Origin of the sequence: Bradyrhizobium elkanii USDA 76 (genome assembly GCF_023278185.1) — a bacterium.
Taxonomy (GTDB): domain Bacteria; phylum Pseudomonadota; class Alphaproteobacteria; order Rhizobiales; family Xanthobacteraceae; genus Bradyrhizobium; species Bradyrhizobium elkanii.
The window spans coordinates 2,629,759-2,654,218 of sequence record NZ_CP066356.1; the positions used below are offsets into that span (position 1 = coordinate 2,629,759).

General features: G+C 62.9%; 18 protein-coding genes and 1 pseudogene. 11 read left to right on the forward strand and 8 right to left on the reverse strand.

Features of this window, described 5'->3' with window-relative positions; translation table 11 throughout:
• Nucleotides 1-41: 41 nt before the first annotated feature.
• The 3 genes from JEY66_RS12595 to JEY66_RS12605 are packed head-to-tail and all read left to right on the forward strand — an operon-like array spanning nucleotide 42 to nucleotide 3,515.
• On the forward strand, nucleotides 42-1,169 hold the full coding sequence (locus JEY66_RS12595; protein WP_026193196.1) for a mandelate racemase/muconate lactonizing enzyme family protein: 1,128 nt from the start codon (nucleotides 42-44) through the stop codon (nucleotides 1,167-1,169).
• Nucleotides 1,169-2,764 (forward strand): GMC family oxidoreductase, encoded by a 1,596-nt coding sequence (locus JEY66_RS12600; RefSeq protein ID WP_018273199.1) that lies wholly within the window; start codon nucleotides 1,169-1,171, stop codon nucleotides 2,762-2,764. Before JEY66_RS12595 ends, JEY66_RS12600 begins: the two co-directional genes overlap by 1 nt.
• A gap of 28 nt (nucleotides 2,765-2,792) precedes the next feature.
• Nucleotides 2,793-3,515, forward strand: a complete 723-nt coding sequence (locus tag JEY66_RS12605; protein WP_016848470.1) for a GntR family transcriptional regulator — start codon at nucleotides 2,793-2,795, stop codon at nucleotides 3,513-3,515.
• Between the two features lie 10 nt (nucleotides 3,516-3,525).
• Here the strand turns inward: JEY66_RS12605 and JEY66_RS12610 are convergent, their stop codons facing one another.
• The 4 genes from JEY66_RS12610 to JEY66_RS12625 are packed head-to-tail and all read right to left on the reverse strand — an operon-like array spanning nucleotide 3,526 to nucleotide 7,362.
• The gene (locus tag JEY66_RS12610; RefSeq protein WP_018273198.1) at nucleotides 3,526-5,316 is read right to left on the reverse strand and encodes a chloride channel protein; all 1,791 of its coding nucleotides are present in this window, start codon (nucleotides 5,314-5,316) and stop codon (nucleotides 3,526-3,528) included.
• 1 nt (nucleotide 5,317) lies between these two features.
• Nucleotides 5,318-5,581 carry an SUMF1/EgtB/PvdO family nonheme iron enzyme gene (locus JEY66_RS12615; RefSeq protein WP_018273197.1) on the reverse strand — a complete coding sequence of 88 codons (264 nt, stop codon included), beginning with the start codon at nucleotides 5,579-5,581 and terminating at the stop codon, nucleotides 5,318-5,320.
• Nucleotides 5,578-6,312 (reverse strand): SDR family NAD(P)-dependent oxidoreductase, encoded by a 735-nt coding sequence (locus tag JEY66_RS12620; RefSeq protein ID WP_016848472.1) that lies wholly within the window; start codon nucleotides 6,310-6,312, stop codon nucleotides 5,578-5,580. The genes JEY66_RS12615 and JEY66_RS12620 overlap by 4 nt, the downstream gene beginning before the upstream one ends.
• 15 nt (nucleotides 6,313-6,327) lie before the next feature.
• Nucleotides 6,328-7,362, reverse strand: coding sequence for a LacI family DNA-binding transcriptional regulator (locus JEY66_RS12625; protein ID WP_018273196.1), 1,035 nt, complete (start codon nucleotides 7,360-7,362; stop codon nucleotides 6,328-6,330).
• Nucleotides 7,363-7,543: 181 nt separating this feature from the next.
• On the opposite strand from JEY66_RS12625, the gene JEY66_RS12630 reads away from it, so the two are divergent.
• The 8 genes and pseudogenes from JEY66_RS12630 to JEY66_RS12665 form a co-directional block, all read left to right on the forward strand.
• Entirely contained in the window at nucleotides 7,544-8,845 is a 1,302-nt protein-coding gene (locus JEY66_RS12630) for an ABC transporter substrate-binding protein (protein WP_026193195.1), read from the forward strand.
• Nucleotides 8,846-8,902: 57 nt separating this feature from the next.
• Nucleotides 8,903-9,790 carry a carbohydrate ABC transporter permease gene (locus JEY66_RS12635; RefSeq protein ID WP_018273194.1) on the forward strand — a complete coding sequence of 296 codons (888 nt, stop codon included), beginning with the start codon at nucleotides 8,903-8,905 and terminating at the stop codon, nucleotides 9,788-9,790.
• A 4-nt stretch (nucleotides 9,791-9,794) separates the two neighbouring features.
• Nucleotides 9,795-10,622 (forward strand): carbohydrate ABC transporter permease, encoded by an 828-nt coding sequence (locus JEY66_RS12640; RefSeq protein ID WP_018273193.1) that lies wholly within the window; start codon nucleotides 9,795-9,797, stop codon nucleotides 10,620-10,622.
• Nucleotides 10,623-10,628: 6 nt separating this feature from the next.
• Nucleotides 10,629-11,633 carry a zinc-dependent alcohol dehydrogenase family protein gene (locus JEY66_RS12645; protein WP_026193193.1) on the forward strand — a complete coding sequence of 335 codons (1,005 nt, stop codon included), beginning with the start codon at nucleotides 10,629-10,631 and terminating at the stop codon, nucleotides 11,631-11,633.
• Between the two features lie 6 nt (nucleotides 11,634-11,639).
• The gene (locus JEY66_RS12650; RefSeq protein WP_018273191.1) at nucleotides 11,640-12,713 is read left to right on the forward strand and encodes an ABC transporter ATP-binding protein; all 1,074 of its coding nucleotides are present in this window, start codon (nucleotides 11,640-11,642) and stop codon (nucleotides 12,711-12,713) included.
• Nucleotides 12,710-13,669 (forward strand): sugar kinase, encoded by a 960-nt coding sequence (locus JEY66_RS12655; RefSeq protein WP_018273190.1) that lies wholly within the window; start codon nucleotides 12,710-12,712, stop codon nucleotides 13,667-13,669. Before JEY66_RS12650 ends, JEY66_RS12655 begins: the two co-directional genes overlap by 4 nt.
• Nucleotides 13,666-14,703, forward strand: coding sequence for a tagatose 1,6-diphosphate aldolase (locus JEY66_RS12660; RefSeq protein ID WP_016848480.1), 1,038 nt, complete (start codon nucleotides 13,666-13,668; stop codon nucleotides 14,701-14,703). The genes JEY66_RS12655 and JEY66_RS12660 overlap by 4 nt, the downstream gene beginning before the upstream one ends.
• A 123-nt stretch (nucleotides 14,704-14,826) precedes the next feature.
• Nucleotides 14,827-15,000 (forward strand): annotated as a pseudogene (locus JEY66_RS12665) (IS21 family transposase); the annotation flags it as partial.
• Nucleotides 15,001-15,105: 105 nt separating this feature from the next.
• On the opposite strand, the gene JEY66_RS12670 reads toward JEY66_RS12665, so the two are convergent.
• Genes JEY66_RS12670 through JEY66_RS12685 form a run of 4 tightly spaced genes read right to left on the reverse strand, consistent with a single transcriptional unit; the run spans nucleotide 15,106 to nucleotide 24,201 of the window.
• Nucleotides 15,106-18,162, reverse strand: coding sequence for an NAD(P)-binding protein (locus JEY66_RS12670; protein WP_026193191.1), 3,057 nt, complete (start codon nucleotides 18,160-18,162; stop codon nucleotides 15,106-15,108).
• Between the two features lie 11 nt (nucleotides 18,163-18,173).
• Nucleotides 18,174-20,384 carry an NAD(P)-binding protein gene (locus tag JEY66_RS12675; RefSeq protein WP_170198518.1) on the reverse strand — a complete coding sequence of 737 codons (2,211 nt, stop codon included), beginning with the start codon at nucleotides 20,382-20,384 and terminating at the stop codon, nucleotides 18,174-18,176.
• A complete protein-coding gene (locus tag JEY66_RS12680; RefSeq protein ID WP_020493782.1) occupies nucleotides 20,381-22,156 on the reverse strand; it encodes an ATP-binding protein in 1,776 nt (591 codons plus the stop codon). Before JEY66_RS12680 ends, JEY66_RS12675 begins: the two co-directional genes overlap by 4 nt.
• The gene (locus JEY66_RS12685; RefSeq protein ID WP_026193189.1) at nucleotides 22,117-24,201 is read right to left on the reverse strand and encodes an AAA family ATPase; all 2,085 of its coding nucleotides are present in this window, start codon (nucleotides 24,199-24,201) and stop codon (nucleotides 22,117-22,119) included. The genes JEY66_RS12680 and JEY66_RS12685 overlap by 40 nt, the downstream gene beginning before the upstream one ends.
• Nucleotides 24,202-24,460: the final 259 nt, after the last annotated feature.

The following is a 24,460-nucleotide window of genomic DNA, read 5'->3' on the forward strand; positions in this document are numbered from 1 at the left end:
AAGCGCCGCCTTGGTCGCAGGCGCCGCAGGCTTTTCCGCGCATGACATCGCCGCCTTTCACTATCCGGAGCGTCCAGGCCTTTGGCTTCCGCTATCCGCTGACGACACCGGTCATCACCTCGTTCGGGCGCATGGGGGACCGGCCTGCCGTGTTCGTTCGGGTCGAGGACACGGACGGTTACGCGGGCTGGGGCGAGGTCTGGTGCAACTTTCCCTCGCCGGGTGCCGAGCATCGTGTTCGGCTGGTCAACGAGGTTCTGGCACCGGCGCTTGTCGGATTCAGGGCAAGCGAACCTGATGCCGCATTCGAGCGATTGACGCGGGGAACTTCGGTGCTCGCGTTGCAATCCGGCGAAGCAGGCCCGTTCGCGCAATCGATCGCCGGCATCGATCTCGCCGTCTGGGATCTCCATGCGCGCCGCCGGAACGTTGCGTTGTGGAAACTGCTCGGCGGATCGCGGAAGCGGATCAAGGTCTATGCCAGCGGCATCAATCCAGTCGGATCGGAGCGGGCGGCGGAAGCAGCCCTCGGCCGCGGCTATCGCGCCTTGAAGCTGAAGATCGGTTTCGATCCGGCAGACGACCGGGCCAATCTCGCCGCGCTGCGCCGCCTCGTCGGCGATGGCATGCTTGCAGCCGACGTCAACCAGGGTTGGACCATCGCGCAGGCGCTCGAGCGTGCGCCGCAGCTCGAGCCGTTCGGCCTTGCCTGGCTCGAGGAGCCCATCCGCGCGGACCGTCCGCGGCGGGAATGGAAGCAGCTGCACGAGACGATCCGTTTTCCGCTCGCGGCCGGTGAGAACATCGCGAGCCACGCCGGCTTTGCCGAGGTGCTGAGCGAGCCGGTTCTCGGTATCGTCCAGCCCGACATCGCCAAGTGGGGCGGGCTCTCGGCTTGCGCCGGCATCGCCCGTGACATCCTGGCGTCAGGCAAGATGTTCTGTCCGCACTATCTCGGCGCCGGCATCGGCCTCTTGGCGTCGGCGCATCTGCTGGCGGGCGTCGGCGGCGAGGGACTGCTGGAGGTCGACAGCAATGAGAACCCGCTGCGGGATCAATTTTGCGGCCCCGTGCTGGACGTCAGCGATGGCATGATCGAGCTCGGCGACGGGGCGGGTCTCGGCATCACGCCCGATCTTGCCTCGATCGAACGATACCGGACCGCCTGATGTCGGGACTTGGCTACGACTACATCATTGTCGGTGCGGGGTCGGCCGGCTGTGTGGTCGCAAACAGACTGTCGGCTGATCCTGCCTGCCGCGTGCTGCTGCTCGAAGCCGGCGGATCGGACCGGAATTTCTGGCTCAAGCTGCCGGTCGGCTATTACCGGACCATCTACAACGAGCGCTTCTCGCGCCTGTTCAGGACCGAGCCGTCGGAAGGAAGCGGCGGCCGCGCCATCGTCTGGCCGCGCGGCCGCGTGCTCGGCGGATCGTCGTCGATCAACGGCCTGATCTTCATCCGCGGCCAGCACGAGGATTTTGACGACTGGGAACGTCTCGGCGCCGCCGGCTGGAGCTATCGCGACGTCCTGCCCTACTTCCGGCGCTACGAGCGCTATCGCGGCGGCGAGAGCCAGTTTCACGGCGGCCTCGGAGAGTTCGAGGTCTCCGACCTGCGGAACGACAATCCGGCGACGAGGGCCTGGGTGGAGGCGGGCGTGCAGTTTGGCCTGCCGCGCAATCCCGACTTCAACGGCGCGACGACGCTTGGCGTCGGGTCCTATCAGCTCGGCATCGGGCGGCATTGGCGGACCAGCTCGGCATCCGCCTTTCTTCGACCGATTGCCGACCGGCCCAACCTGACTGTCATCACGCATGCACAGGTGAGCAAAGTCACTTTCAACGGCCGCGTCGCGACCGGCGTCGAGTGGATCAGCAAGGGGCAGGTTCATCGCGCGACAGCCGATCGCGAGGTCATCCTGTCCGGCGGCGCGCTGCAATCGCCGCAAATCCTCCAGCTTTCCGGGATCGGTCCGGCCGACCTGCTTCGCAAGCACGGTATTCCCGTCGTCACCGACTCGCCCGAAGTCGGCTCCAATCTGCAGGACCATTACCAGGGACGGCTGATCGTGCGCCTGAAGGAGCGGATCTCGCTCAATGACCAGGTCCGCCATCCTGTCGAGCTCGCGAAGATGGGGTTGCAATGGATGCTGGCCGGGCGGGGGCCGTTGACGGTGGGGGCGGGACAGGTGGGCGGAGCGGCCTGTAGCGAATATGCGGTCGGTGGGCGTCCGGACGTGCAGTTCAACGTGATGCCGCTGTCCGTCGACAAGCCCGGCGAACCCCTCCACAGCTATTCCGGCTTCACGGCCTCGGTCTGGCAATGCCACGGCCGGTCGCGCGGACAGCTCGCGATCCGCTCGGCCGATCCGTTCGAGCAGCCGCTGATCGCGCCCAACTATTTCGCCGAGGAGATCGACCGCAAGACCATTGTTGCCGGCCTCAAGATCTTGCGCGAGATCTATCAGCAAAACGCGTTCCGCCCGCTCTGGGATGTCGAGATGGTGCCGGGCGAGGCCGCAAGCAATGATGCCGGGCTGTGGGATTTCGCGCGCAACACCGGCGGCACGGTGTTTCACTGCGTCGGGACCTGCCGCATGGGTAGCGACGCGCGGGCGGTACTCGATCCGCAGCTGCGGGTGCGCGGCGTCGAGCGGCTGCGCGTGATCGACGCCTCGGTGATGCCGCAGATCACCTCGGCCAACACCAATGCGACGAGCCTGATGATCGGCGAACGCGGTGCAGCCCTTGTGATGCCGTGATTGGGCCGCTTGATTTCCGGAGGGCGAGATGGAATTGAGTTCCGACAGTCACGTCCCCAAATATGCGCAGATTGCCGATATTTTTCGCCAGCGGATCGCGCGCGGTGTCTGGAGTCAAGGTTTTCGCCTGCCGGCCAATGAGGAGCTGGCGGCCGAGTTCGGCGTCTCGCGCGTCACCATCAGGCAGGCCGTCGAACTGCTCGCCCGCGACGGTGTCATCGAGGCGCAGCAGGGCCGCGGCACCTTCGTCACCGGGACCGTACGGCAGGACCGCTGGCTCAAGGTCGAGACCACCCTGGCCGATCTCGCGGACATGTACCGCGACACCTCTCCGGAGATCATCAACATCTCGGAAAGCCGGAGCGATGCGCCGCTGCTTCCCGAAGACGGCAAGCCGGCCGAGAAATATGTCTTCATGCGCCGTCTGCACTCGCGCCAGAAGCAGCCTTACTGCGTCATTTCCATCTATCTCGATGAGAAGATCTTTCGCAGGTCTCCAAAGCGCTTTCGCAACGAGACGGTGATACCGATCCTCAACGATCTCAGGGATCCGGCGATTGCCAGCGCACGCCAGACATTGACCATCGGAACCGCAGACATCGAGGCCGCGCGGCTGCTGCGCGTGCCTTTGAACTCGCCGGTTGCCGAAGTCCGCCGTGTCTTCACGGCGAGCGATCGCACCGTGATCTATCTCGGTGAAGTCACCTATCGCGGCGATTTTGTGCGGATCGATATGGATCTAAGGCCATAGCGCGCAAGTATCACCGCGAAAACAGCTCCTGGTTCCGGCGTTCGAGCTCTTCCCCATAGGTGCGCAGCACATGGGATTCGCTTAAGGTGCCGATCGTGACGCGATGGTCGGCACGGTCAATGACCGCGAGAACGTCGGCTTCGCTCCGTTCAAAGGCCTTCAGGATCTCGCGAACCGACGTGGTCGGAAGCAGGTACTCATCCTGCTGCTGGGCCAGCGACCCGAGCGGATCGTCGTCCCGATTGGTGACGGAATGCAGCGTCGCCGACGCAACGATGCCGGCATAGCTGCCGTTCGGATCGTGCAGCACGACCTGCCGGACCTGCGCCGGCGAAAACAGCTTCTGCGCCTCGCCGATCGGCATTGTGGTCAGCGCATTCTCGAAGTCGGCACGCATCAGGGAGGCTGCGCTCATTTGACGGACCCAGCCGATGTCCTGCGGACCGCGGATCACCTCGCCGCGCAGGTGGAAGCGCCATGTCGCAAAGCTGTAGCCGAACAACTCGCGGACGATCAGCGCGCAGACCGATGATGCGACCACCGCCCCGACGGTCACGGAGAAATCGCCGGTGATCTCGAGTGCGAGACAAACCATGCTGAACGGTGCGCCCAGCACGCCGGTTCCGAGCGCGGCAAGAGCCGCGATGGCGGCGGTGCCGGGCTGAAGCGCGAGTGTGGGGAAGGGGCCGGTCAGCACGACGCTGTAGAGCTGGCCGATCAGCGCGCCAAGTAGCAGCGAGGCAAAGAACAGGCCGCCGCGAAAGCCGGAGCCGAGCGAGACGGCCGATGCCAGGATCTTGAGCACGATGGTCGTCGTGAGCAGGAGCCAGGTCGGATTGCTGACCAGCAGGATCTGCATTGCGCCATGGCCGGCGCCGAGCACGGTCGGCGTCAGCAGGGCGAGGCCGCCGAGGAGCAGGCCGCCAAGGATCGGACGCATGAAGCCGCTGAAAAGGCTGACGCGCTGAAAGCAACGTTCTGAGAATGCGACCGCGAGCATGACGAGGATGCTGACGAATGCGCAAATGATGCCGATCAGAACGGTCTGTCCGATCATCTCGACGGACACGGGCGATGGGAAGCCAGGCACCATCAGAAACGACTGATGCGTCAACTCCCGTGCCACCAGCCAGGCCGTGACGGCGCTGGCGATGACGGGCACGAGAGCGGCCGAGGTGTAGGCTCCCAGCACGACCTCGAAGGCATAGAAGGCGCCGGCCAGCGGAGCCGAAAACGCTGCGCTGATCGCCCCCGCCGCGCCGCAGGCCACCAACAGCCGCATGTCGTTGCGGCGGGCGGCGAGGCGCTGGCCGACATGGGAGCCAAACATCGAGCAGATCTGCGTGTATCCCGCTTCCAGTCCGACCGACCCACCGAACCCGTTGGACAACAGCGTCTGGATCGAGATCAGCAGGCTGCCGCGGAAGGACACCCGGCCGCCATAGAGCGCGTTGGCTTCGATGGCGTCAGCGAGCTGCTGTCCCTTCACGCGTCGCGCGAAGTACAGCCCGATCAGCGCCAGGACCAGGCCGCCAACTGCCGGGATCAGCAGGGTGCGCTGCCAGGAAATCACGCCGGTGGCGCTGAGATGTGCGTCGAGGGGAATGTCGAACAGCAGCGCGTGCGAGGCCTGGCTGAGGCCCGAGATCGCCGCAACGAGGACGCCGCTCAGCAACCCGACGACAATGCCGACCAGCACGAGGCCAGTCTCGCGATTGCGCACGAAATTGCGCAAGAACTGCGGCAACAGACGGGTGCCGGGAGCAGCGGCCGGCTTCGCGGCATTTGTCGCCAGCGTCATCCTATGCCGGATCCTGTAGCTGCTCGGTGCGCACGACAGGGAAGCCGATCTTGCTCGACGGGCCGACCGACGCGTTCGGGCATCGCGCTGCGAAGCGGCGGCTGCCGCAGGACTCGTCGCTGAGGAAGGATCCATCGCGCGTCGAGCGGTTCGGTGCAGGCTCGCGATTCAAGGGGACTCCCGACGGTGCGAGGCGGTCCTCGTACCATTCCCAAACATTTCCGGCGACATTATGCAGGCCGTATCCGTTGCTTTCCTGGCTCATCCGGCAAGAAACCCGCCATCCACCGCGACGACGGTGCCGGTAGCATATTGTGATGCCGGCATGCAGAGGAACGCGACGGCTCCCGCAATGTCCTCCGGCTGACCCCAGCGCTTGAACGCGGTGCGATCGGCGATGCGCTGATAGTGCGCGCGATCGGTGCGGCCGGCTGCATTGATCGCCGTTTCGATATAGCCGGGGGCAACCGCATTGACCCGGATGCCTTGCTCGGCCCATGCCAGGGCGAGCGCCTTGGTCAGCATCACGACACCGCCCTTGCTGGCGCAATAGGCCGGGATTCGCGGCAGCGCCAATGTCGCGTTCATCGAGGCAAGATTGACGATCGAGCCCTTGCTCTCGGCGAGAAGCGGACGGAACGCCATGCAGGTTCGAAAGGTGCCCGTGAGATTGACGTCGAGAACCTTCATGAAGGTTTCGATCTCGTATTCCTTGTCGCGGGCAAGGATTCCCGCGCAGTTGACCAGCGCATCGACGCGCTTTTGCTGTCGGGCGAAAGAGGCGACAGCGTCGTCGTTCGTGACGTCGAGCGTTGCGAGTGTGAGGCTGGCGCGCGATTTCAGCAAAGTGCGCGCCAGATCGGTCTCGTTGGCCGCCGTTGCGGTCACCGTCGCGCCGAGGTCGCAAAACTGATTGCTGATTGCGGCGCCGATGTCTCCGGCGCCGCCGATCACCACGGCATGGAAGTCGGGCGCAAGAGAGAAATTTGAGCGCATCGGATAGGTCTCGCTTCAGGATTTGAGAGGGGGAGCCGTCGATTCACGGACCACCAGGGAGAAGTCGATCTCGCGATGCATGATGGTCTGCTCGCCGGCGAGGCTGCGCACCAGATATTCCCCGGCGCGCTGCCAGGTTTCTCCGGTCGGTACGTGGATCGTGGTCAGGCTCGGCCGCAAATGGCGGCTCCAGTCGAGATCGTCGAAGCCGACCACCGACAGGTCGCGCGGCACCGAAAATCCGTCGCGCTCCGCCTCGAGCAACACGCCGTAGGCGATCACATCGTTGCCGCAGACGACGGCGGTCGGACGATCCTTCAGGTTGAGGAGATAGCGGGCCGCTTCGCGCGCGTCGTCCAGCGTGTAGGGTACCTCGACATGCCATTGTGGAGGAAGCTCCAGGCCGTTCTCGGTGAGGGCGCGACGAAAGCCGGCGACGCGAGCGCTGGCGCGGTCGTTGTTGCGCTGGAGCGCCGAGACGATCCCGATGCGGCGGTGGCCAAGTTCGATGACGTGCGCGGCGGCGCGATGGGCGGCCGCTTCGTTGTTAGTTCCGACGCAAGGGTGGGGTCGATCAGGCTGGTAGATGCCGACATTGATGAAGGGAACCGCATTGTCCGCAAGCAACTTGCGCAGTCCGTCGTGATGGCAATCGCCGCGCAGCACAAGTCCATCGACGCCGCGGCTGATCAAATTGCGCGCTTGCTGCAATTCGACGTCGAGATCGTAACCGCTCGTGGTGAGAAACAGCATGTATCCGACCGAGGAGAGGTACTGCTGGAGCGAGGCGATGCCGCGCGCGAACATCGTATTGTCGATTGTCGGAACGATCGCGCCGAGCGTGCGCGAGCGCCGTGACGACAGGATGCGCGCCGGCGCATGCGGGATGTAGCCGAGCGCGTCGATGGCCTGTTCGATGCGCGCCCGCAAGGAAGGGCTTACCGCATCGGGATTGTTGAGTGCGCGCGACACCGAGGCCGTGGAGACGCCGGCGCGGGCTGCGACGGCGCGGATGCCCTGTTTCAGGGATTTGGCGTTGGTCAATCGCATCAAAGTAACGTTACATTCGATGAGGCAAACCGCATGGTAGCGGTAATCTTGTAAATTTGCCGCAGAATATGCAGTTTGTCCATTGCTTGACACGACCGATGTCAGGTCTAAATTGTAACCGTTTTCAAGCCGCGTTCAAATGGCCCGCCAGCTTAAGGCGGCCAGCCGGGAGGAGAGTTCGATGAAGGCCAGGATGCTCGCGACGCACGTCGCGTTGCCCGCTCTCGCGATTGTCGCCGTCAGCGCGCAGGCTCATGCGGCCGATTTCGACTGGATGAAGTTCAAGGGCAGGACCGTCACCTTTCTCGCCAACAACAATCCGGTCGCGCAGGCGCTGCTGACCTACAAGGCCGATTTCGAGAAGCTGACCGGCATGACCCTGAAGGTCGACGGCTATCAGGAACAGCAGATGCGCCAGCGTCTGGTCACCGTCATGAATGCGAACAGCGACGAGGTTGACGTGTTCATGACGCTGCCTTCGCGCGAGGGCGAGCAGTTCGCCGCGGCCGGCTGGTACGGCGATCTCACTGCGATGGCCAAGAACGAGGTGGCCAAGGAATACGACCCGGCCGGCTTGAGCCAGGCCCTGCTCAAGGCCGCGACCTTCGGCGGCAAGCTGACCAGCATGCCGATGAACATCGAAGGTCCGATCTTCTATTACCGCACCGACATCTTCAAGAAGTGCGGCATTGAGGCGCCAAAGACCATCAAGGATGTCGAGGCGGCCGCCGAGAAGATCAAGACCTGCGACAGCGCCGTCACGCCCTTCGTCTCGCGTGGCCTCAAGCCCGCGGTCACCTACACCTTCAGCAACATGCTGCACAACATCGGAGGCAGCTACATCGCAGGCGGCAAGTCGAACCTCTGCTCGGCCAAGGGCAAGGAAGCACTCGACACCTACAGCCGGCTGCTGCGCGACTTCGGTCCGCCGGGTGTGGTCAACTACAGCTTCCAGCAGATTTCGGCGCTCTACCGCAGCGGCCGCGCCGCGATGGCGTTCGAATCCTCGAATGAGTTGCGCACTGTGATGGAGGGCGGCGCGCGGCTCAAAGACACCGGCCTGTTGCCGTTCCCGGCAGGCGAGGCCGGCCAGGTGCCGACCACGATCGGCTGGGGCATGGCGGTGTCCTCGCACAGCAAGCAGCCGGACGCGGCCTGGTACTTCGTGCAGTGGGCGACCAGCCCCGGGGTGCAGAAGAAAATGGCGCTCCAGGGCATTGCCCCGCCGCGGCCGTCGGTTGCCAAGGATCCCGAGTATCGCAAGTGGATCGACGAGGAGCCGGTGCGCAAGGAATGGCAGGGCGCACTCGACGTGCTCGCGACCAAGGGTTCATCGGAAGTCGGCTATCCCATCATTGCCAATCCGGAATCGCGCGAATTCATCGGTCAGGCGGTACAAGATCTGATCCTGAAGCAGAAGAGCGTCGATCAGGCCTGTGCCGACGCAGACAAGGCGCTCGATGCGCTGATCGCGCAGAAGTAAAGGTCCGAGGCCGGCTTCGCGCCGGTCGGCATCTCATTCGATCAAGGACATGGACGCATGTCGGATACGGCTGCGACACTCACGCAGGATCGGCAGAGGCTGGAGATGTCGGCGCTCTCGGCGCCGGCGGTGATCTTCACGGTCGCGATGATCGCGTTTCCGGTCGTCTATACGATCTGGCTCGGCTTCCAGAATTTCTCCTCGACCGGCAAGCAGTCCTTCGCGGGTCTCGCCAATTACTCAAAGCTGATCTCCGATTACGAGTTTTGGCACGGGCTGTGGGTCACCATAGCGCTCTATGTGCTGTCGTTGGTGCTCCAGCTCGTCTTCGGCGTGTGGCTGGCTCTGGTGTTGTTTCACGCCAAGCGCCTGCCGGGAATCGTGCGTTCGCTGTTCATCTCACCGTTCATGATGCCGCCGGTGGTGGCGGGCATGATGTGGCTGGTGATCCTCGATCCCTCGCTGGGGGCGACCAATTACATCCTCCAGTCGTTCGGCCTGCCGCCGTCGGACTGGCTGGCGTCGCCGACCTGGGTCATTCCGACCGTCGCTCTGATCGACAGCTGGCAGTGGACGCCATACGTCGCCTTGATCGTGCTGGGCGGCCTGCAATCCCTGCCGCCGAGCGTCTACGAGGCCGCGCAGATCGACGGGGCTTCGCCGTTCAAGACCTTCCAGCGCATCACTCTGCCGCTGCTCCTGCCGACCATCGTCACCGCGGCCATCCTGCGCAGCGTCGATCTCCTGCGTTTCTTCGACATCATCTACATCACGACCCAGGGCGGCCCCGCCAACGCCTCGAACACGCTCAACATCTACGGCTTCCGGGTGGGTTTCGAGTTCTTCAACATCGGCTATGCCAGCGCCCTGATGCTGACGCTGACGGCGATCGTGTTCGGCGCCGTGCTCGCCTTCAACCGCCTGCGCGGCGCCGTGGCGTGGTGATGTCATGACGGATGCCGCCAACACCGACCGCTGGATCCGCTGGCTCAACACCGCGCAGCTCGTGGTGGCCGGCGTGCTCATCATGGCCCCGACCGTCTGGATGGTGCTGTCCTCGTTCAAGCCGTCGTTCGAGGTGACGGCCTATCCGCCGACGCTGATCTTCACGCCCACGCTCGACAATTATGTCGAGCTGACGAAGACCACGCCGTTCCTCAGCTATGCGCTCAACAGCCTCATCGTCACCGTCGGCTCGACAGCGCTCGGCCTGCTGTTCGGCATCCCGGCTGCTTTCGCCGTGTCCTGGACACGGATCTCGTGGCCGGCGATCCTGACGCTCGCCGCGCGCATGGCGCCGGGCACGCTGTTCCTGCTGCCGTGGTACGTCATGTTCCGGCAAATCGGCATGATCGGCTCCTACACCGCGCTGATCCTGAGCCACGCAGTCATCACGCTGCCGATCGTGATTTGGGTGCTGCTGCCATCCTTCGACGGCATCCCGCGCAGCGTCTTCGAGGCGGCGCAGGTCGACGGGTGCAGCGTCACGCGCATCCTCTGGCGCATCGCGCTGCCGCTGGTGGCGTCCGGCGTCGCCGTCTCGGCGATCCTCGCCTTCGTCTTCTCGTGGAACTACTTCCTGTTTGCGCTGGTGCTCTCCAACGGCGACACCAAGACGCTGATCGCGGCGGCCTTCAACTTCATCGGCGAAGGCTCGACGCAATGGGGCGCCCTCATGGCCGCGGCGACGCTGATCGCGCTGCCGCCGCTGGTGTTGGCGGCTCTGGTGCAGCGCTGGCTGGTGTCCGGACTGACGCTCGGCGCGGTGAAAGGTTAGTATCTGATGAACGTGTCACCCCGTCCGAATTCGATCATGCAGGCCGCGGTCTTCCACGGCAACGACCGCATCACCATCGAGCGCGTGGCAATGCCCGACGTCGGCACGGGTGAAGTGCTCGTGCGCGTTTCGCGCACCGCGCTGTGTGGTTCGGACTTCAAGCTCTGGCACAAGGGCGCAGAGTTCACTGCCGGACACGAAATCTTTGGCGTCGTCGAGCAGCCCGGTCACCGGCTGCATGGTCGGCGCTGTGCCGTCTATATTCCCTTGCATTGCGGCCACTGCGCCGCCTGCAAGCGCGGCGACACCCAGATGTGCCTGGAGGTCTCGAGCCTGATCGGCTGGAACCGGCCGGGCGGCTATGCCGAATATGTTCCGGTGCCGGAAAACTGTTTGCTGCCGGTGCCTGACGATATCGAGGACAGCCTCGCGCCGCTGCTGCTCGACACCATCGGCACGTCGGGCCACGCCGTCCGCTTCGTCAGCCGCGTGGTGCCGCCGGGTGAGGCCGGACCTGTTCTTGTCATGGGCGCCGGGCCAGTGGGTCTCGGCGTCGTGCTGGCGCTCCGCGCGCTCGGCTACAACGACATCCACGTCGCCGACCCCAATGCGACGCGGTTGACGATCGCGCAATCCTTCGGAGCGAAGGCGCATCCCGTCGGCGACACATCGCAGCGTTTCGCTCTCATCATGGAATGCTCCGGTGCGCATGCGGCGCGCAATCTCGGCATCGAGCTTGTCCTGCCGCGCGGTGCGCTGGTGCTGGTCGGCGAGAACGCCGCGCCCTGGACCATCGAGGAAGGCAAAGTGTTCCGCCGCAAGGACTTCTACATGATCCGGACCTTCTACTTCCCGGTCTCGGATTTCGAGCCGAACATCGAGCTGCTGCGCAAGTTCAAGGACGAATACCGCGTCCTCGTCGACGGCGAGTTCGGCCTGTCGGCCCTGCCTCAGAATTTCGCCCGCTTTGCCAGGGGCGAGCTGATCAAGCCGGTACTGGCGCTGGATTAAGCGATCATGGCCTCGATCTCGATTCGCAACCTCGTCAAGCGCTACGGCAGTTTCACCGTGATCCCCGATCTCAATCTGGAGATCGCGGACCATGAATTCGTCGTCTTTGTGGGGCCATCCGGATGTGGCAAGTCGACACTGCTACGAATCATCGCGGGTCTCGAGCCGATCACGTCCGGGGACCTCTACATCGGCGACAAGCGCGTCAACGGCGTGCAAGCGGCACAGCGCGACATCGCGATGGTGTTCCAGGACTACGCGCTCTATCCGCACATGCGCGTCTACGACAACATGTCGTTCGCATTGGAGTTGCGGGGAACGCCGAAGGCGGAGATCGATGCGCGCGTGAAGCGTGCCGCCGCGCTCCTGCACATCGAGCCCTATCTCGGTCGCAAGCCGAAGGAGCTCTCCGGCGGACAGCGCCAGCGCGTCGCCATGGGCCGTGCGATTGTGCGCAATCCCAAGGCGTTTCTGTTCGACGAGCCGTTGTCCAACCTCGACGCAAAACTGCGCGGGCAGGTGCGGGCCGAGATCAAGGCGCTATCGCAGGAGCTCAAGACCACCATGGTCTTCGTGACCCATGACCAGATCGAGGCCATGACGATGGCCGACCGGATCGTGGTGCTCCAGGGCGGGACGATCCAGCAATACGACACGCCGGAGACGGTCTACGAGCGGCCGGCCAACCAGTTCGTTGCTGGCTTCATCGGCTCGCCCGCCATGAACTTCTTCCCGGTCGAATGGCGTGAGGAGCGCGCGATCCTTTCGCAAGGCGCAACCGCGGTGCCGCTGGACGGCGAGACCGCAAGCCACCTGCGCCGGGCCGGCAGCGCGATCCTCGGCGTTCGTCCCGAGCATTTCGTCGCGGCCACTGATACGGCCGATAGCGTTGCGATCAACGTCAAGCTCGTCGAGCCGCTCGGCTCGGACACCCTGATTCATTTCGATCTCGCCGGCGTCTCCGCGATTGCAAGGGTCGATCCGTCGTTGCGGCCCAAGCTCGGCGATCGCCTCAGCCTTCGGCCGCAGCCGGGCAAGACGCATTTGTTCGATGCAGCGAACGGGCAGGTCTTGCGGTGAGCGCATCGGCGAATATCGAAGATCTTTCGGCGCTCGCGGATGTGGCGTCCGGAGCCAGGTGTGTCCAGGTAATCTGCCTTGGGCTATCCGCGCTCGATCAGGTCTGGCGCGTCGATCGGCTCTTTGCGGGCAACAGCGAGAAGATAAAGGCCATCGACTACGGTACCCTTGGCGGCGGAATGGCCGCCAATGCCGCGGTCGCGGTCGCACGGCTCGGTGCCTCCGTCGCGTTCTGGGGGCGGGCAGGGGACGATGCCGCCGGGCACGAGATGCGGTCGGCTTTTGCTGCCGAAGGTGTCGAGGTCGAGAATTTTCGGCTGTTTCCCGATGGCCGTTCTTCGGTCTCAGGGATCATTGTCGACAGTTCGGGCGAGCGGCAGATCGTGAACTTCCGTGGTCTCTTTCCGGAAGCGGCCGATTGGCTTCCGCTTGAAGCCGTCGCTCGCGCATCCTCGGTGCTGGCCGATCCGCGCTGGGTGGAGGGCGCCGCGACGCTGTTTCGCGAGGCGCGTGCGCGCGGCATACCGACGGTGCTCGACGGCGACATGGCTGATGCCGAGGTATTCGAGAGACTGCTGCCGCTGACCGACCACGCGATCTTCTCCGAGCCCGCGCTCGCTTCGTTCGCCGGATCTGCCAAAGACGAATCTCTCGCAGCACTGGCGCGCTTCCGCTGCAGCGTCATCGCCGTCACGCGCGGCGAGGGTGGCGTCAGTTGGTACGAGAATGGCCAGCTGCACCGGCGCGCCGCCTATGCCGTCGATGTCGTCGATACCACCGGTGCCGGCGACGTCTTCCACGGCGCTTATGCCCTTGCGATCGGCGTCGGCCTCGATGTGCGCAACGCCATGGCGTTTTCTGCAGCCACGGCCGCGATGAAATGTCGCCACGCCGGTGGCCGCAACGGAATCCCCACCATCAACGACTGTCTTGCATTCATGAGGACGAAGCCATGAGGACGATTGGAAAGAACCGCGGGCTGGGACGCCTTGCTGACGCGGAAGGCCACTTTCGCATGGTCGCGCTGGATCAGCGGCCGCCGCTGTTCGATGCCATTGCGAAGGCGAAGGGCATCACGCGGGATCAGGTCGAATATTCCGACGTCACTGCGGCCAAGCGGCTCCTCGTGGAAAACCTCGCGCCGCATTGCAGTTCGATGCTGTTCGACCCGAATTTTGCCGTGCCCGCCGCGATCGATCTGTTGCCGCCGCGCTGCGGCCTGATCATGACGCTGGAGGAGCATCGCGTCGAGGAGACCGCGGGCGGTCGCAAGTCGCGCGCGATCGCCAACTGGAGTGTGGAGAAGATTCGCGCCATGGGCGGCGACGCCGTCAAGGTGCTGGCCTGGTATCGGCCGGATGCGGACGCCGCGGTCAACCAGCATCAGAAGCGCTTCGTGCGCGAGATTGGCGAGGAGTGCGCCCGCCACGACGTTCCCTATGTTCTTGAACTGCTGGTCTATCCGTTCCTTGGTAGCGCCAATCACACCGCCGATTATGTGGAATCGCCTGGCAAGCTCCCGGGCCTCGTCATCGACAGCGTGCGCGAGTTTGCCAAGCCCGAATACGGCGTCGATCTGCTGAAGCTTGAGAGCCCTCTCGCGGCCAACAGCCTGCCGGCCCGTGACGGCAGCACCGAAGCCCGGGCCGCGCAGAAGGAATTCGATGCGATCGGCGATATCTGCCGTGAGCGGAGCATTCCCTGGGTCTTGTTGTCGGGCGGCGCCGCGCCGGAAAAATTCGAGCGCGTCCTCGACTTCGCCTATGCCGCGGGCGCGGGCGGTTTCCTCGCGGGCCGCACCATCTGGCTCGATGCCGTCCTGAAGAATTTCCCGGACCTTACGGCGGTTTCGGCGAGCCTGCGCAAGGATGGCCTCGGCGTGCTTGAGCGGCTCAACAAGCTGACGACGGCCAAGGGCACGCCGTGGAAGGCGCGCTTTCCTGTATTCACCGATATCAAACAGGAGGGCGACTTCGCGCGCGCCTATTGAAATGGTAACGGCTCGCGCGATCACGTGTCGTGCGGCATCATCCTGCGCTGCCCTGCTCCGAAGCAGCCTCCCTAAGGTCGGGCTGTTGCGCTGCCTGCTTTGGAATGAAGCAGGTGGTCGGGGATGCTGGTCGTGGAGACGATTGCGCGGATACGGCGTGAGCACTTCATCAAGGGCAAGACGATCAAGGAGATCGTCCGCGACCTGAAGGTGTCGCGGAACACGGTCCGGAAGGTGCTGAGGTCGGGAGAGACCTCGTTCGAGTACGAGCGGCAGGTACAGCCACGACCAAAGCTGGTCGACTCTCGCCGTTTTGATGGCGGTCGTCATCCTAAGAGCTTCGTACGAGCGCGGTGTCTTGGCGACCATTGAGCGAATTAGTGGCGCCAGGCTTCCAGGCCGTCAGCGTCGTACCAAGATACGGCCCAGCAATGTCGTGCTGTACTCGCCGGTGGCCCTCGCCAGATTTCTTGCGCTCGAACTCGGCCGCCCGGCCGGAAAGTTGAAGGGCAGGCTGAGCGTCCAAGGCGCGATGAACCGGAATCCCCAAGCGTCGTCCTTTTGCGGCGGCTTTGAGATCGGTGCGAGTTCGATCTCCTCTGCCTTATGGGCGAAAGGCGAGGATAGCGCGATCTTGCCTTTGATGGGTTGAACGACCGCACCGCCAAGACCGTATTTCAGCATCGAGTAGATGAAATTGCCATCCGGCTGGACGCCGACCAGAGGCTGATCCAGTTTGTCGCGGATTTGCTTGATGACGAGATAGCTGTCGATGCCACCGGGCACGCCGTCGCGCTCGAACCAGGTTCTTATGGTGCCGGATGAGCTTCGCATGGAGAAGGAGTCATTGTCATCCTGGATTCGTGCGACCTGTTTGTTGAAGCCGTAAAGATTCTGGCCGATCAACGTGGCTGCCAGCGAGCTCACGAACAAATGCGGCATGTAGCTGAACAGGACGTTCTGCAATGAAGGTGCGTTCTTATGGATAACGTCGGGAATCAGCTGGGCTATTTCCAGGTAGTGCGCGCCGCCGAAGGGTAGTGGTCCCGGACGCACGTTGCGTTGCCGGGCAAAGATCAGGACGACATGATGCGGTGGCTCGGGGATATGCTCCGGTGTCTCTTCCGTGTTGCCCTCTGCATCGGGCGACGCGCCGTAATGCGCTGTCTTGATCGTGCTGTGGGGCGCTGGAGGTTCGAGGAGTGTCAGCCCATCGGGTAGCATTTTCTCGAGTTCGGAGCGCGACCGTTGTTGGACGACGCAGAACGCCTCGATTTCGCCGGTGCCGGCGACGGCGTTTGTGGCAAGCTTGCGCAGCAGGTCCAATGCCGGCAATAAGGCGGTTGGTAGCGAAACGTCGTCGAAGTCGTTGGCGTTTGGCATGGCAATATCTACTCCTGCAATTGCGGCTGCCGCAGAGCGGCCCGCCATGACCGATGCTTCAATACAACCCGCATTAATACCGGTACGAACCCAGTCGCCGGCGAGAAAGAGATTATCGACCCCCGAATTGCCGGCCTCCATGCGTTTGAACACGCTGCCGGGAACTGATAGCACATATCGGTCCGAGGGATTGATGTTCACCCGCGGATATTGCGCGAAGAACCGCCTTCGAGTCGGGGGGCAATAAGCACGATAGTCGAAGAATCGCTCCCAACGAATGGCATGGCCGGGGCCTTCAATTCCGGGCCACAAGAAGTGAAGGTTGTTCTCGACCCAGTGCAGCATCCTTCGCCTCTGCCGCGCGAGCATCCTGGCCGGATAGCTGTGTTCGCAGAACGGGGGCGGCGGATCCGCGGGATCGTCGACCAGGGAGCCGACGAAATATGCCAACCCCTTGGGAGGCGGTTGAGGCCATTTTTCCAGCGGCAACATCAGGCTCAGGTCGGCCCAGGTATCGAGCGGCAATACGAATCCCGAAAGGGCCGTTCGATCCTGCTTGCAACCGAGCTCTCGCATGCCGACGTTTGTCCATGCTTGAAAGGCTACCGTCGCCGTCGTCTTGATGGCATCGACCATCTCTCGCCAGCCGGGCATGTGGCAGATCAGGTCCTTGCATATCGTGCGGAATGCGCCGATGCCGATGCCGAGCACGACATCGTCGAAGTCCCTCCCTCGCAGCAGCTTCCGGGGAGGGTCGACGCCGGGCCACTTCGTCCACGCCGATTCCAGGTCTATTCTTTGGTCTCGCAGATCCTGCCCTTGGACCAGCTGACGGTAGTCTGGATGGGAAGGCCAGCTCGGGATTGTGCCATCTGCGCCGATCCAGATCAGCGGATCGTAAGAATTGCCGGAGTGGGTGGTCGCCTGAACGGTGGTGTCGATGAATTCGATCGAAGCTTTGTCTTGAGACAGTCCGATGTGCTCGACCTTGGTAAAGAATTCGAACTTGACGTGGCGTTTCGTGAGAACCTGGTAGAGCGGAGCGAACAGCAGCTCGCCCATGGTCGCCTTGAGAAGGTAGAAGAACGACCCGCGATATGTGAAGAGCAGCTTCAATAGGATGCGGGTGCCGGTGCCAGCCGCCACATTCCTGCAGGGAATGACATTCCCGCGTTCATCCGTGTGGCTACCGAAGAACCCGAACACATAATCATAGCAGCCACGGACGATGGCGGAATCCAGCGCCGAATCCGAGCAGCCGTTCGACCTCATCCAATCGGTCCACTCCTGATGGTCGATGCAGTCGAAGCCCTGCCACAGCACGCCGTCGCTCAACATGCCGATCGCGATCGTCAGCGCGACCTCCGCCACGACCTCGCGCGGGTCGCGAGACATGGCGGCCGACGCCGGCTTGCCGCAGAGCTGAGTCCGCGCATGCCTTAGTATCGTCTGTAGTTCGGCGGCGTCACTTGGGCTGACCGCCCTGGGATTCTGCGGCAGGATATCGACCTTCGCCCGCGCCGTTCTGAAAGGACCGTCGGTTGCTCCGGCCGCCACAGCGGAGTGCTGGGTCCCCTCCGGCCATTGGTCCGTGAAGCCAGCGATCGACTGGCTCTGCTGCACCGAGCATTCGAGCAGTGAGCGCAGAAAATCGACGAGCGAGAATGCGGGACGCGGTGTGCCCGGAATTCCTTCATGGGGTGGAATGTCGATAGTCCATGAAGCCCAACCGGAATTGAACGGCTCCATGAGCACGGATCGATCGAGGCCCTCGAAGGCGTTCTCGCGTGATCCGAACGGCGGGCTGAGATCGAGATCGTTCATCGCGGCATAAAGCCGGTCGACCAGTTCGAATGCGTTATCGTAAAAGCCGGTCCAGACATGAAGTCCGTGTTCCTCGGCGCGATACCCTTTTTCCTTGTCGCGGCCGACCGCTCCCTTGCCGCCAAGCCGCCAGCCGATCGTGTAGACGGTGATGTCGAACAGTTGATGCAGGGGATCCTGCTCCGTCAGCTCGAACGCCGCGCTGAGCGCCGCGACACCGCCTCCCAGGATTGCAATCTTTCTGCGCGCCATGCAGCCAATCCTCATTCAGCGGGAGCGGTCGCGCAGCTGCGCATAACATCACAGAGAGACAGATATTGTCGGGTCGCGTGAAGAAAACGCTCGCCGGGAATTTCGAGCTCTGCGCCGGTGATCGCGCGCGCCGCCTGCATTCCCGAGATCACGGCTGTTTCAACGCATTCGGTGTTGAAGCCGGTGTCGATCCAGGTTCCGGCGAGGTACAGGTGCTTGAAGCCGGACTCGTCGGTCTTCAGGCGCCAGGCGCTGGTGCCGGCCGCCGTCGCGACACAGCAATCCCAGGGACTGACATTGGCTTTGACGTGCTGAGCCCTGATCCGGCGATAGCCGTGGCGATCCTGATCGTCGTAAAGCACGGTCCAGTCAAACGCACCATTCGTCATCACCTTCGGCCAGATGAATTTGGCCTTGTGCTCGAGCCAATCCAACGTCTTGAGATAGGCGAGCAGATTTGCCACCTCCTGGGCATGCCGGCTTGTCTGCGGCGCTGCGTACAATTTCGAAGGGAAGACGTCACAGAGGTAGTGAAGCGAGTAGGGAGGGTCGCGGCGCTCATACCGCAGGAGCTGGAACATGTCCGCCCAGATGTCGAGAGGATTGGGGCCTGACACCAGCGCGGGCTTTTGTCCGGACCAGCCGAGGTCGGCAAGCGAGCGCGTGCTCCAGAGCTGAACTGCGATGCTGGGCACCAGGCGAAGCTTTGCCGCCATATTCCAGAAGCCGGTGCTGTGGTTGTAAAGGTCGTCGAACGGCTCGTGCTTTGCTTCAATGCTAGATAGGCCCGGTCCGGGCGGTCGCTCGACACTTTTGTTACCCGTGAACTTCTTGAAAGCGCCGAGCGGTATCGCCAGGACGACATCGTCGAAATCGTCGACTCGTGTCTTTACGTCGGTGCCGACCCGCTCGTTGCACCAGAACGATTCAAAATCAACGCAGCCGTTCGGGGGCACGTCGAGGTGAAGCCAGTCGGGTTGGCTGCTCCAGCCGGACAGTCCATCGCCAATCGGCACGGTCCATTCATAGCCGGACTTCGGTATCGCCTGCACGTCAAAGTGCAGTGAATCGACAGATCGCCCGTCCGACGAGACCCTGATATCGGTCAGTTTGTGAAAGAACCGAAACTCGACGTCTCGCTGCTTGAGTATCTCGAACAGGGGAGCGACGATCACTTCGCCTGCACCGGCCTGCAGCTCCCACGCCACGGCTCCCTGATAGGTTCCGAGTGCTCGAAGCAGGACCTGCACCGCGGTTCCTGCGCCGTAGCTCGCGTTGGCGATGTCTCCGTCCGGATACTGAAACATTGTGTCGTAGAGCGCTCTCACCATTGGCGACTGCTTGACCAGTAAGGGCTCGGCGCCATGACGAACCAACCAGCGGCGAAAGTCCTCGCCGTCCATCTGCTGGATGGATCGTTGCTCAATCACGATGTCGTCGAAAATGCCGTCCACCAGCGGCCACGCTAGTCGCAAGGCCTGGTCGAACAAGTGACCGGCTGCGGTATTCGCAAAGGTCATATGACAACTGGCGCCAGCAGCGCCCTGAAGCACCCGGCGGACTAATTCCATGTCCGCGGGGCCAAACGAGATCATGTCTTCGTCGAGATGCAACAGCCATGCCGAGGCAATCTCCAGACAGGTCCTTGCCGTCACCACACCGAGCAGTCTTGAGGGAGGAAACCGCGGGTCGTCGCGCATTTTTATCGTTTCGATCGAAACTTCGTCGAGCTTGACGATCGGCGAGTCTGACCCGAGCGCATAGTCGTGGAAGTCGATCAACAGCCCTATCGCGTGCGACAGACAATTGGCGATGCTGAGGTCAGCCGGTTCTCTGCCGGGTATACCGACTTTCTTCGATGTCGGGAAGTTGACGTCATACACGGTCGGCTTGGCCCCATCGGGATCGCCGATCGGCGTGTAAGCCTGTGGGAGAATCAAGGTGTTCAAATCGACTTTCGCTCCCTTCCGCGGCAAGTTTCGGTAAACCTCAGCCAACATCTGGAAAGCGTTCAGGTAGTGGCCGAACCAGATATGCAGGCCATGCTCGATGTTGCGGCCCTGCGCATCGCGCCCGCTGGCGCACTTGCCTCCGAGCCGCCATCCCAGCTGGTAGACCGTGACGTGATACTGCTTGCGCAATTCCGGGGTAAGGCTGAGCTGATAGGCGGCGGAAAGTCCCGCCATTCCGCCGCCCACGATGATGATGCGGCGTTGACTCAAGTCTGTCTCCATTGCGACGACAGCGATGGATGGACACGTTTCAGTTCGGCGAGTTCCTTGGCGGCGCCGAGGCGTTCAAAGATGTCAGCCGCCTGCCGCAGGCGAGACTCACGCTCAGGATCGCTCGCGCTGATCGCAAGGCCGGTTCGATAGATCGCCTGCGCCTGCTCGCGGGGGGTTTGCAGCAGCTCGGCCATTTTGGCGGCGCGCTTCCAATTCTCGAGCGCCCGCGCCGGTTGACCGGTCAGGAAGCGCAATCGGCCGTTCATTAACAGACTGTAGAGACGGCAGATCGGCGATGTTCGAGCGAGCCGGGAAAGCTCCCGGCACGCCAGCTTCGCCTGGCTTTGAATGTTCGGAGAGACCGAGCCGGAAGCTGGCTCCCAATGGCTCAGTAAGACATCGGCGATTCCTGCCGGTCCGAAGGCATATCCGCCCCACACAACGCCGCATTCGCGCAAGATCGGAAGTCCCCGTTCCGCAAGCTCAAGGGCGACTGCGACCTCGCCGCGCTCGAGATAGCCGGCAGCGGCCACGCCCGTGCAAAGCAATTGTTCCGTGCGGATCAACCGCTGACCCGCCAGCGCTTTCAGTTTGTCGAGGCATCCGTTATCGGCCCCGCCCCGGGTGATGTCGATCAATGCCCGCAAGGAAAGACTCCAAGCGCGGATCTGCGGCGGGGAATCGTCGGAGAGTTCCGCGAACAGCCTGGCAAGCCGCTCGTCGGCGAGCGAAATATATCCCCGCAACAGCGCGATGAAGATCAACATCGTCTCGCTGTTCTGCGCACGCTTTCGGTCTCCCAAGCGCTCGTAACAACGTCTTGCATGTTCGCCATGCGCCTCGGCATTGTCCCATTCGGCGAGGCCATAAGAGAGAACGCCGAGAACGAGTCGGACCCGCGCGATCTCTGGCAGCGAGCCGTAATCTTCCGCCAATTGGATCGCGCGCGCTCCGTAGGTGCGGCCGATCCCCACCATGCCGGACATCCCCATTCCGAGGGCCAGCGCGCTGTATCCTCGAATCGTCTCTGGGGTCGCGCCGCATTTTTCGGCTAGGTTCAACGAGGCCAGGGTTCCGTTGAGCACGGCCAGCGAGTCGTTCTGGTAAAAATACTGCTCCGACAGAAATTCGTGCATATGAGCGACGCGCTGCATGTCGGACCTGTCCTGCTCAGCCAGGTCCACTTGTTTCGACGAGGTAAATCGTAACCTCAACTGGGTTGCGGCGTTGCGAACAAGCGCGCCGATTCGTTCGGTCTTGCTCGCCGGAAGACGATGACCAAGCAACTCCATCGCGCGTTGGTAGTGGTTGGCCGAGCTCTCGTAGTCCGACAATTCGTGACAGGCATCGCCGAGGATGACCTCCCAAGCCGCCTTGCGGCTGCTTCCGATCTGGATCGCTTCGCGCTGCGTGAGATCGAATAGCTTCTCCACGTAACGGATCGCTTCGCGATTTGCCGAGTTGTTGCGCGACTGTTGCGCCGCAAGCTCGAGGTAAGTGATCGCCCGCAACGGCTCACCGCCAAGCTCGAGATGCCTTGCCAGGCGCGCATAATTCGGTTGCAGCTCCTCGGCGTGATGCTGCTCGATGAAGCCGGCAATCCGCCGATGGAGGGTCCTTCGCTGCGCAACAGACAAGACATGATAGGCAACCTCCATCGTTATGGAGTGCCTAAACACAAAGGACAGTGGATTCGTCTCGCGATCGAGTTGCAGGAAGTCGGAGTCGATCAGTCGGCGGATGCATTCCGCCTTGGTGGCAGCGGACAACTCCAAATCTTTCCGGTATCCCTGAGCGCGAGCGCGAGCTCCTCGCTGAAGAACGGATTTCCGCTGGCATGACCGTAGACATATCGCACCAATTCCGGCGGAACCTCGGACGATCTCAGGCGCCGCTTCACCAGCAGCCGCACGTCGTCGCGCGACAGCCGGTCGAGCCGCAGCTGCAGCGACGAGGCGAGTTCGACGGCAAGGCGCTGCTCTGCGATCGTAGTCGTCTGGGTCCGCTGGGTAACCACGATCAGGAAGTCAGAAAGCCGGCGCGCGACGGCGCCGAGCAGTTCGATCGAGGGGCCGTCGAACCAGTGGACGTCCTCCATCAGGAGGATGCGAACGCTCGATCGGCGTAGGATGAAGATCACGAGTTCTTCGATCGCGCTCGCGCGAGCCGAGCCGACGATCTGTTCGGTGAAGGCGAATTCGGAAAATCCCAGTGGAATGACTTCTTCGAGCAGCGGAAGCCAATTCAGCAGCGGCTCGTTTTCGAGCAGCGCTTCCGACAATTCGCGTCGGACCCGCAGTCCGTCGCCCGGTCCTTCAAACTGCAAGATCTGCCGCAACACGGCGCGCCACACGAAATAGGGCGTCGATCTTTCGATGGCCGTGGCATTTGCGATCAGGACGGCGTGATTGTCGGCCTGCGCCGATCCGATGAAGTCTTCGAGCAGGCGCGATTTTCCGATGCCGGCTTCACCTGCAATGAGGACGAGCTTACCGGTTCCCGTCTTCAGACCGTCGAGGCAGCTCCTGAGCATCGCGGCTTCGCTGACGCGGTCAATGATGGTGCGCCGGGGCGGAGCATGGAAATCGTCGGACACTGCCGCCGGGCTGAACGCCAACATCGATGCGCCCGTCCCCTTGACCTGGAGATGTGGCAGCAGGTTGAACACGATCCTGCGCCCGACGGCCTGGGCCGTCGTGGCGTCGCAGACGATGTCGCCCTGTGCGGCCTCGGCGAAATGCGCGGCCACATTGATCGCCTGCCCAAAAATCCCGAACGTCCTTTGATGGAGGCCGCCATAATTGCTGCAGAACAGGCGGCCCGTCGCCATGCCGACAGAAATAGGAATGGCCTTCGCTTCCAGCTGGCGACGGAGGCGCAGACACGCCTCGACGGCTCTGAAGGGATCGTCTTCGTGGGCAAGCGGAGCCAATCCGAAGACGAGCGTGAGAGTCAGGCCCTTGTCGTCCATCAGGACCTGATGAACGGTTCCCTCGAGCCGTTCGGCGATTTGCTGGACGTCAACGACGAAGGCCTGCAGTCTCGTCAAGAAATCATCATCGAAAATGAAATCGGGAAGGCCGACCCGCGCCACTGTGAGCGTGCGAAACTCGCCGACCCAGTCGCTGGCGTCGGCCTTGTCCGTGTGGCTTCCGAAGATAGTGCCGTTTATCGGTGCCATGGCACTAGGCGAGTTCATTCCAAGGAGCCGCGCCCCATAGGGCATGGGTTCGAGTTCGCACGAGCCCGAGCCCGCCAACAGCCGCGCGGCGTTTGCACACAACGCGATGTCGCCGATCTCGGCCTTCTGATAAGCGAGGCCGATGCTGTAGAAGGGGGCACCGGCTGCAACATAGTGCCATTTGTCCTGCCAACCGCCGAGCCTGCAGAAGAACACTTCGCCGGTTTCTACTGCCGTACGCGCATTGATCGCTTCTCGGCCCGGCCCGGCGGTCATGGCCTGTCGCAGCGCAAGGCCGCAGCGTACGGCCTGCGCGGTAGCGACTGCAGCGTCCGGATCGACCCAAATCGCGAGAATGGCGTCGCCGGCGAAAGCGACGATGTCGCCTCCCTCTGAATCGATCACGTCGGCCAGTATCGCAAAGCAATCGTTGATGAAGTAGGTAAGGCTTTCGGCGCCGTCGCCGGCAGCGCGGTCGGTCTTCGCCGTGAAGCCAGCAATGTCGATAAGCAGTACTGCCGCGGTCCGGGCTTCCGCGCGAGGGTTGTTTGACCAGTCCTGAGACTGGAGGCGTGCATTCACCCATTTTGGCGTGTGGGCGGCTTGCTCCCTTGCGACAGCTCCGGCAGGCATTGCACGACCTCGGCTCAATGGAGCCGGAATGGAACCCTGTCTTGGAGAGAAAATCAACAAACCAAGCGGCTCGCGGACCGCCGGGAGACCGTCAGCGGTCTTGTCCAATTGCTCGACACTATGCCTTTATGTCTAAAATGCCTTTTATCACTTTGGTGGCATGCGAGCTGTGGGGTGGCTCACAATGATCGTCAAACCTTGGGTCCGTCCGTGATCCGGAAAGAGCGCGACCACAGGCGATGACTTGCCACTCACGCGC

What these genes read in the sequence shown, in the direction of transcription:
- JEY66_RS12630 (WP_026193195.1), top strand. Translation starts at nt 7,544, where the DNA reads ATGAAGGCCAGGATGCTCGCGACGCACGTCGCGTTGCCCGCTCTCGCG.
- JEY66_RS12640 (WP_018273193.1), top strand. Translation starts at nt 9,795, where the DNA reads ATGACGGATGCCGCCAACACCGACCGCTGGATCCGCTGGCTCAACACC.
- JEY66_RS12670 (WP_026193191.1), bottom strand. Translation starts at nt 18,162, where the DNA reads ATGGCGCGCAGAAAGATTGCAATCCTGGGAGGCGGTGTCGCGGCGCTC.
- JEY66_RS12620 (WP_016848472.1), bottom strand. Translation starts at nt 6,312, where the DNA reads ATGCGCTCAAATTTCTCTCTTGCGCCCGACTTCCATGCCGTGGTGATC.
- JEY66_RS12610 (WP_018273198.1), bottom strand. Translation starts at nt 5,316, where the DNA reads ATGACGCTGGCGACAAATGCCGCGAAGCCGGCCGCTGCTCCCGGCACC.
- JEY66_RS12625 (WP_018273196.1), bottom strand. Translation starts at nt 7,362, where the DNA reads ATGCGATTGACCAACGCCAAATCCCTGAAACAGGGCATCCGCGCCGTC.
- JEY66_RS12660 (WP_016848480.1), top strand. Translation starts at nt 13,666, where the DNA reads ATGAGGACGATTGGAAAGAACCGCGGGCTGGGACGCCTTGCTGACGCG.
- JEY66_RS12650 (WP_018273191.1), top strand. Translation starts at nt 11,640, where the DNA reads ATGGCCTCGATCTCGATTCGCAACCTCGTCAAGCGCTACGGCAGTTTC.
- JEY66_RS12600 (WP_018273199.1), top strand. Translation starts at nt 1,169, where the DNA reads ATGTCGGGACTTGGCTACGACTACATCATTGTCGGTGCGGGGTCGGCC.
- JEY66_RS12645 (WP_026193193.1), top strand. Translation starts at nt 10,629, where the DNA reads ATGAACGTGTCACCCCGTCCGAATTCGATCATGCAGGCCGCGGTCTTC.
- JEY66_RS12685 (WP_026193189.1), bottom strand. Translation starts at nt 24,201, where the DNA reads ATGCCTGCCGGAGCTGTCGCAAGGGAGCAAGCCGCCCACACGCCAAAA.
- JEY66_RS12605 (WP_016848470.1), top strand. Translation starts at nt 2,793, where the DNA reads ATGGAATTGAGTTCCGACAGTCACGTCCCCAAATATGCGCAGATTGCC.
- JEY66_RS12635 (WP_018273194.1), top strand. Translation starts at nt 8,903, where the DNA reads ATGTCGGATACGGCTGCGACACTCACGCAGGATCGGCAGAGGCTGGAG.
- JEY66_RS12615 (WP_018273197.1), bottom strand. Translation starts at nt 5,581, where the DNA reads ATGAGCCAGGAAAGCAACGGATACGGCCTGCATAATGTCGCCGGAAAT.
- JEY66_RS12595 (WP_026193196.1), top strand. Translation starts at nt 42, where the DNA reads ATGACATCGCCGCCTTTCACTATCCGGAGCGTCCAGGCCTTTGGCTTC.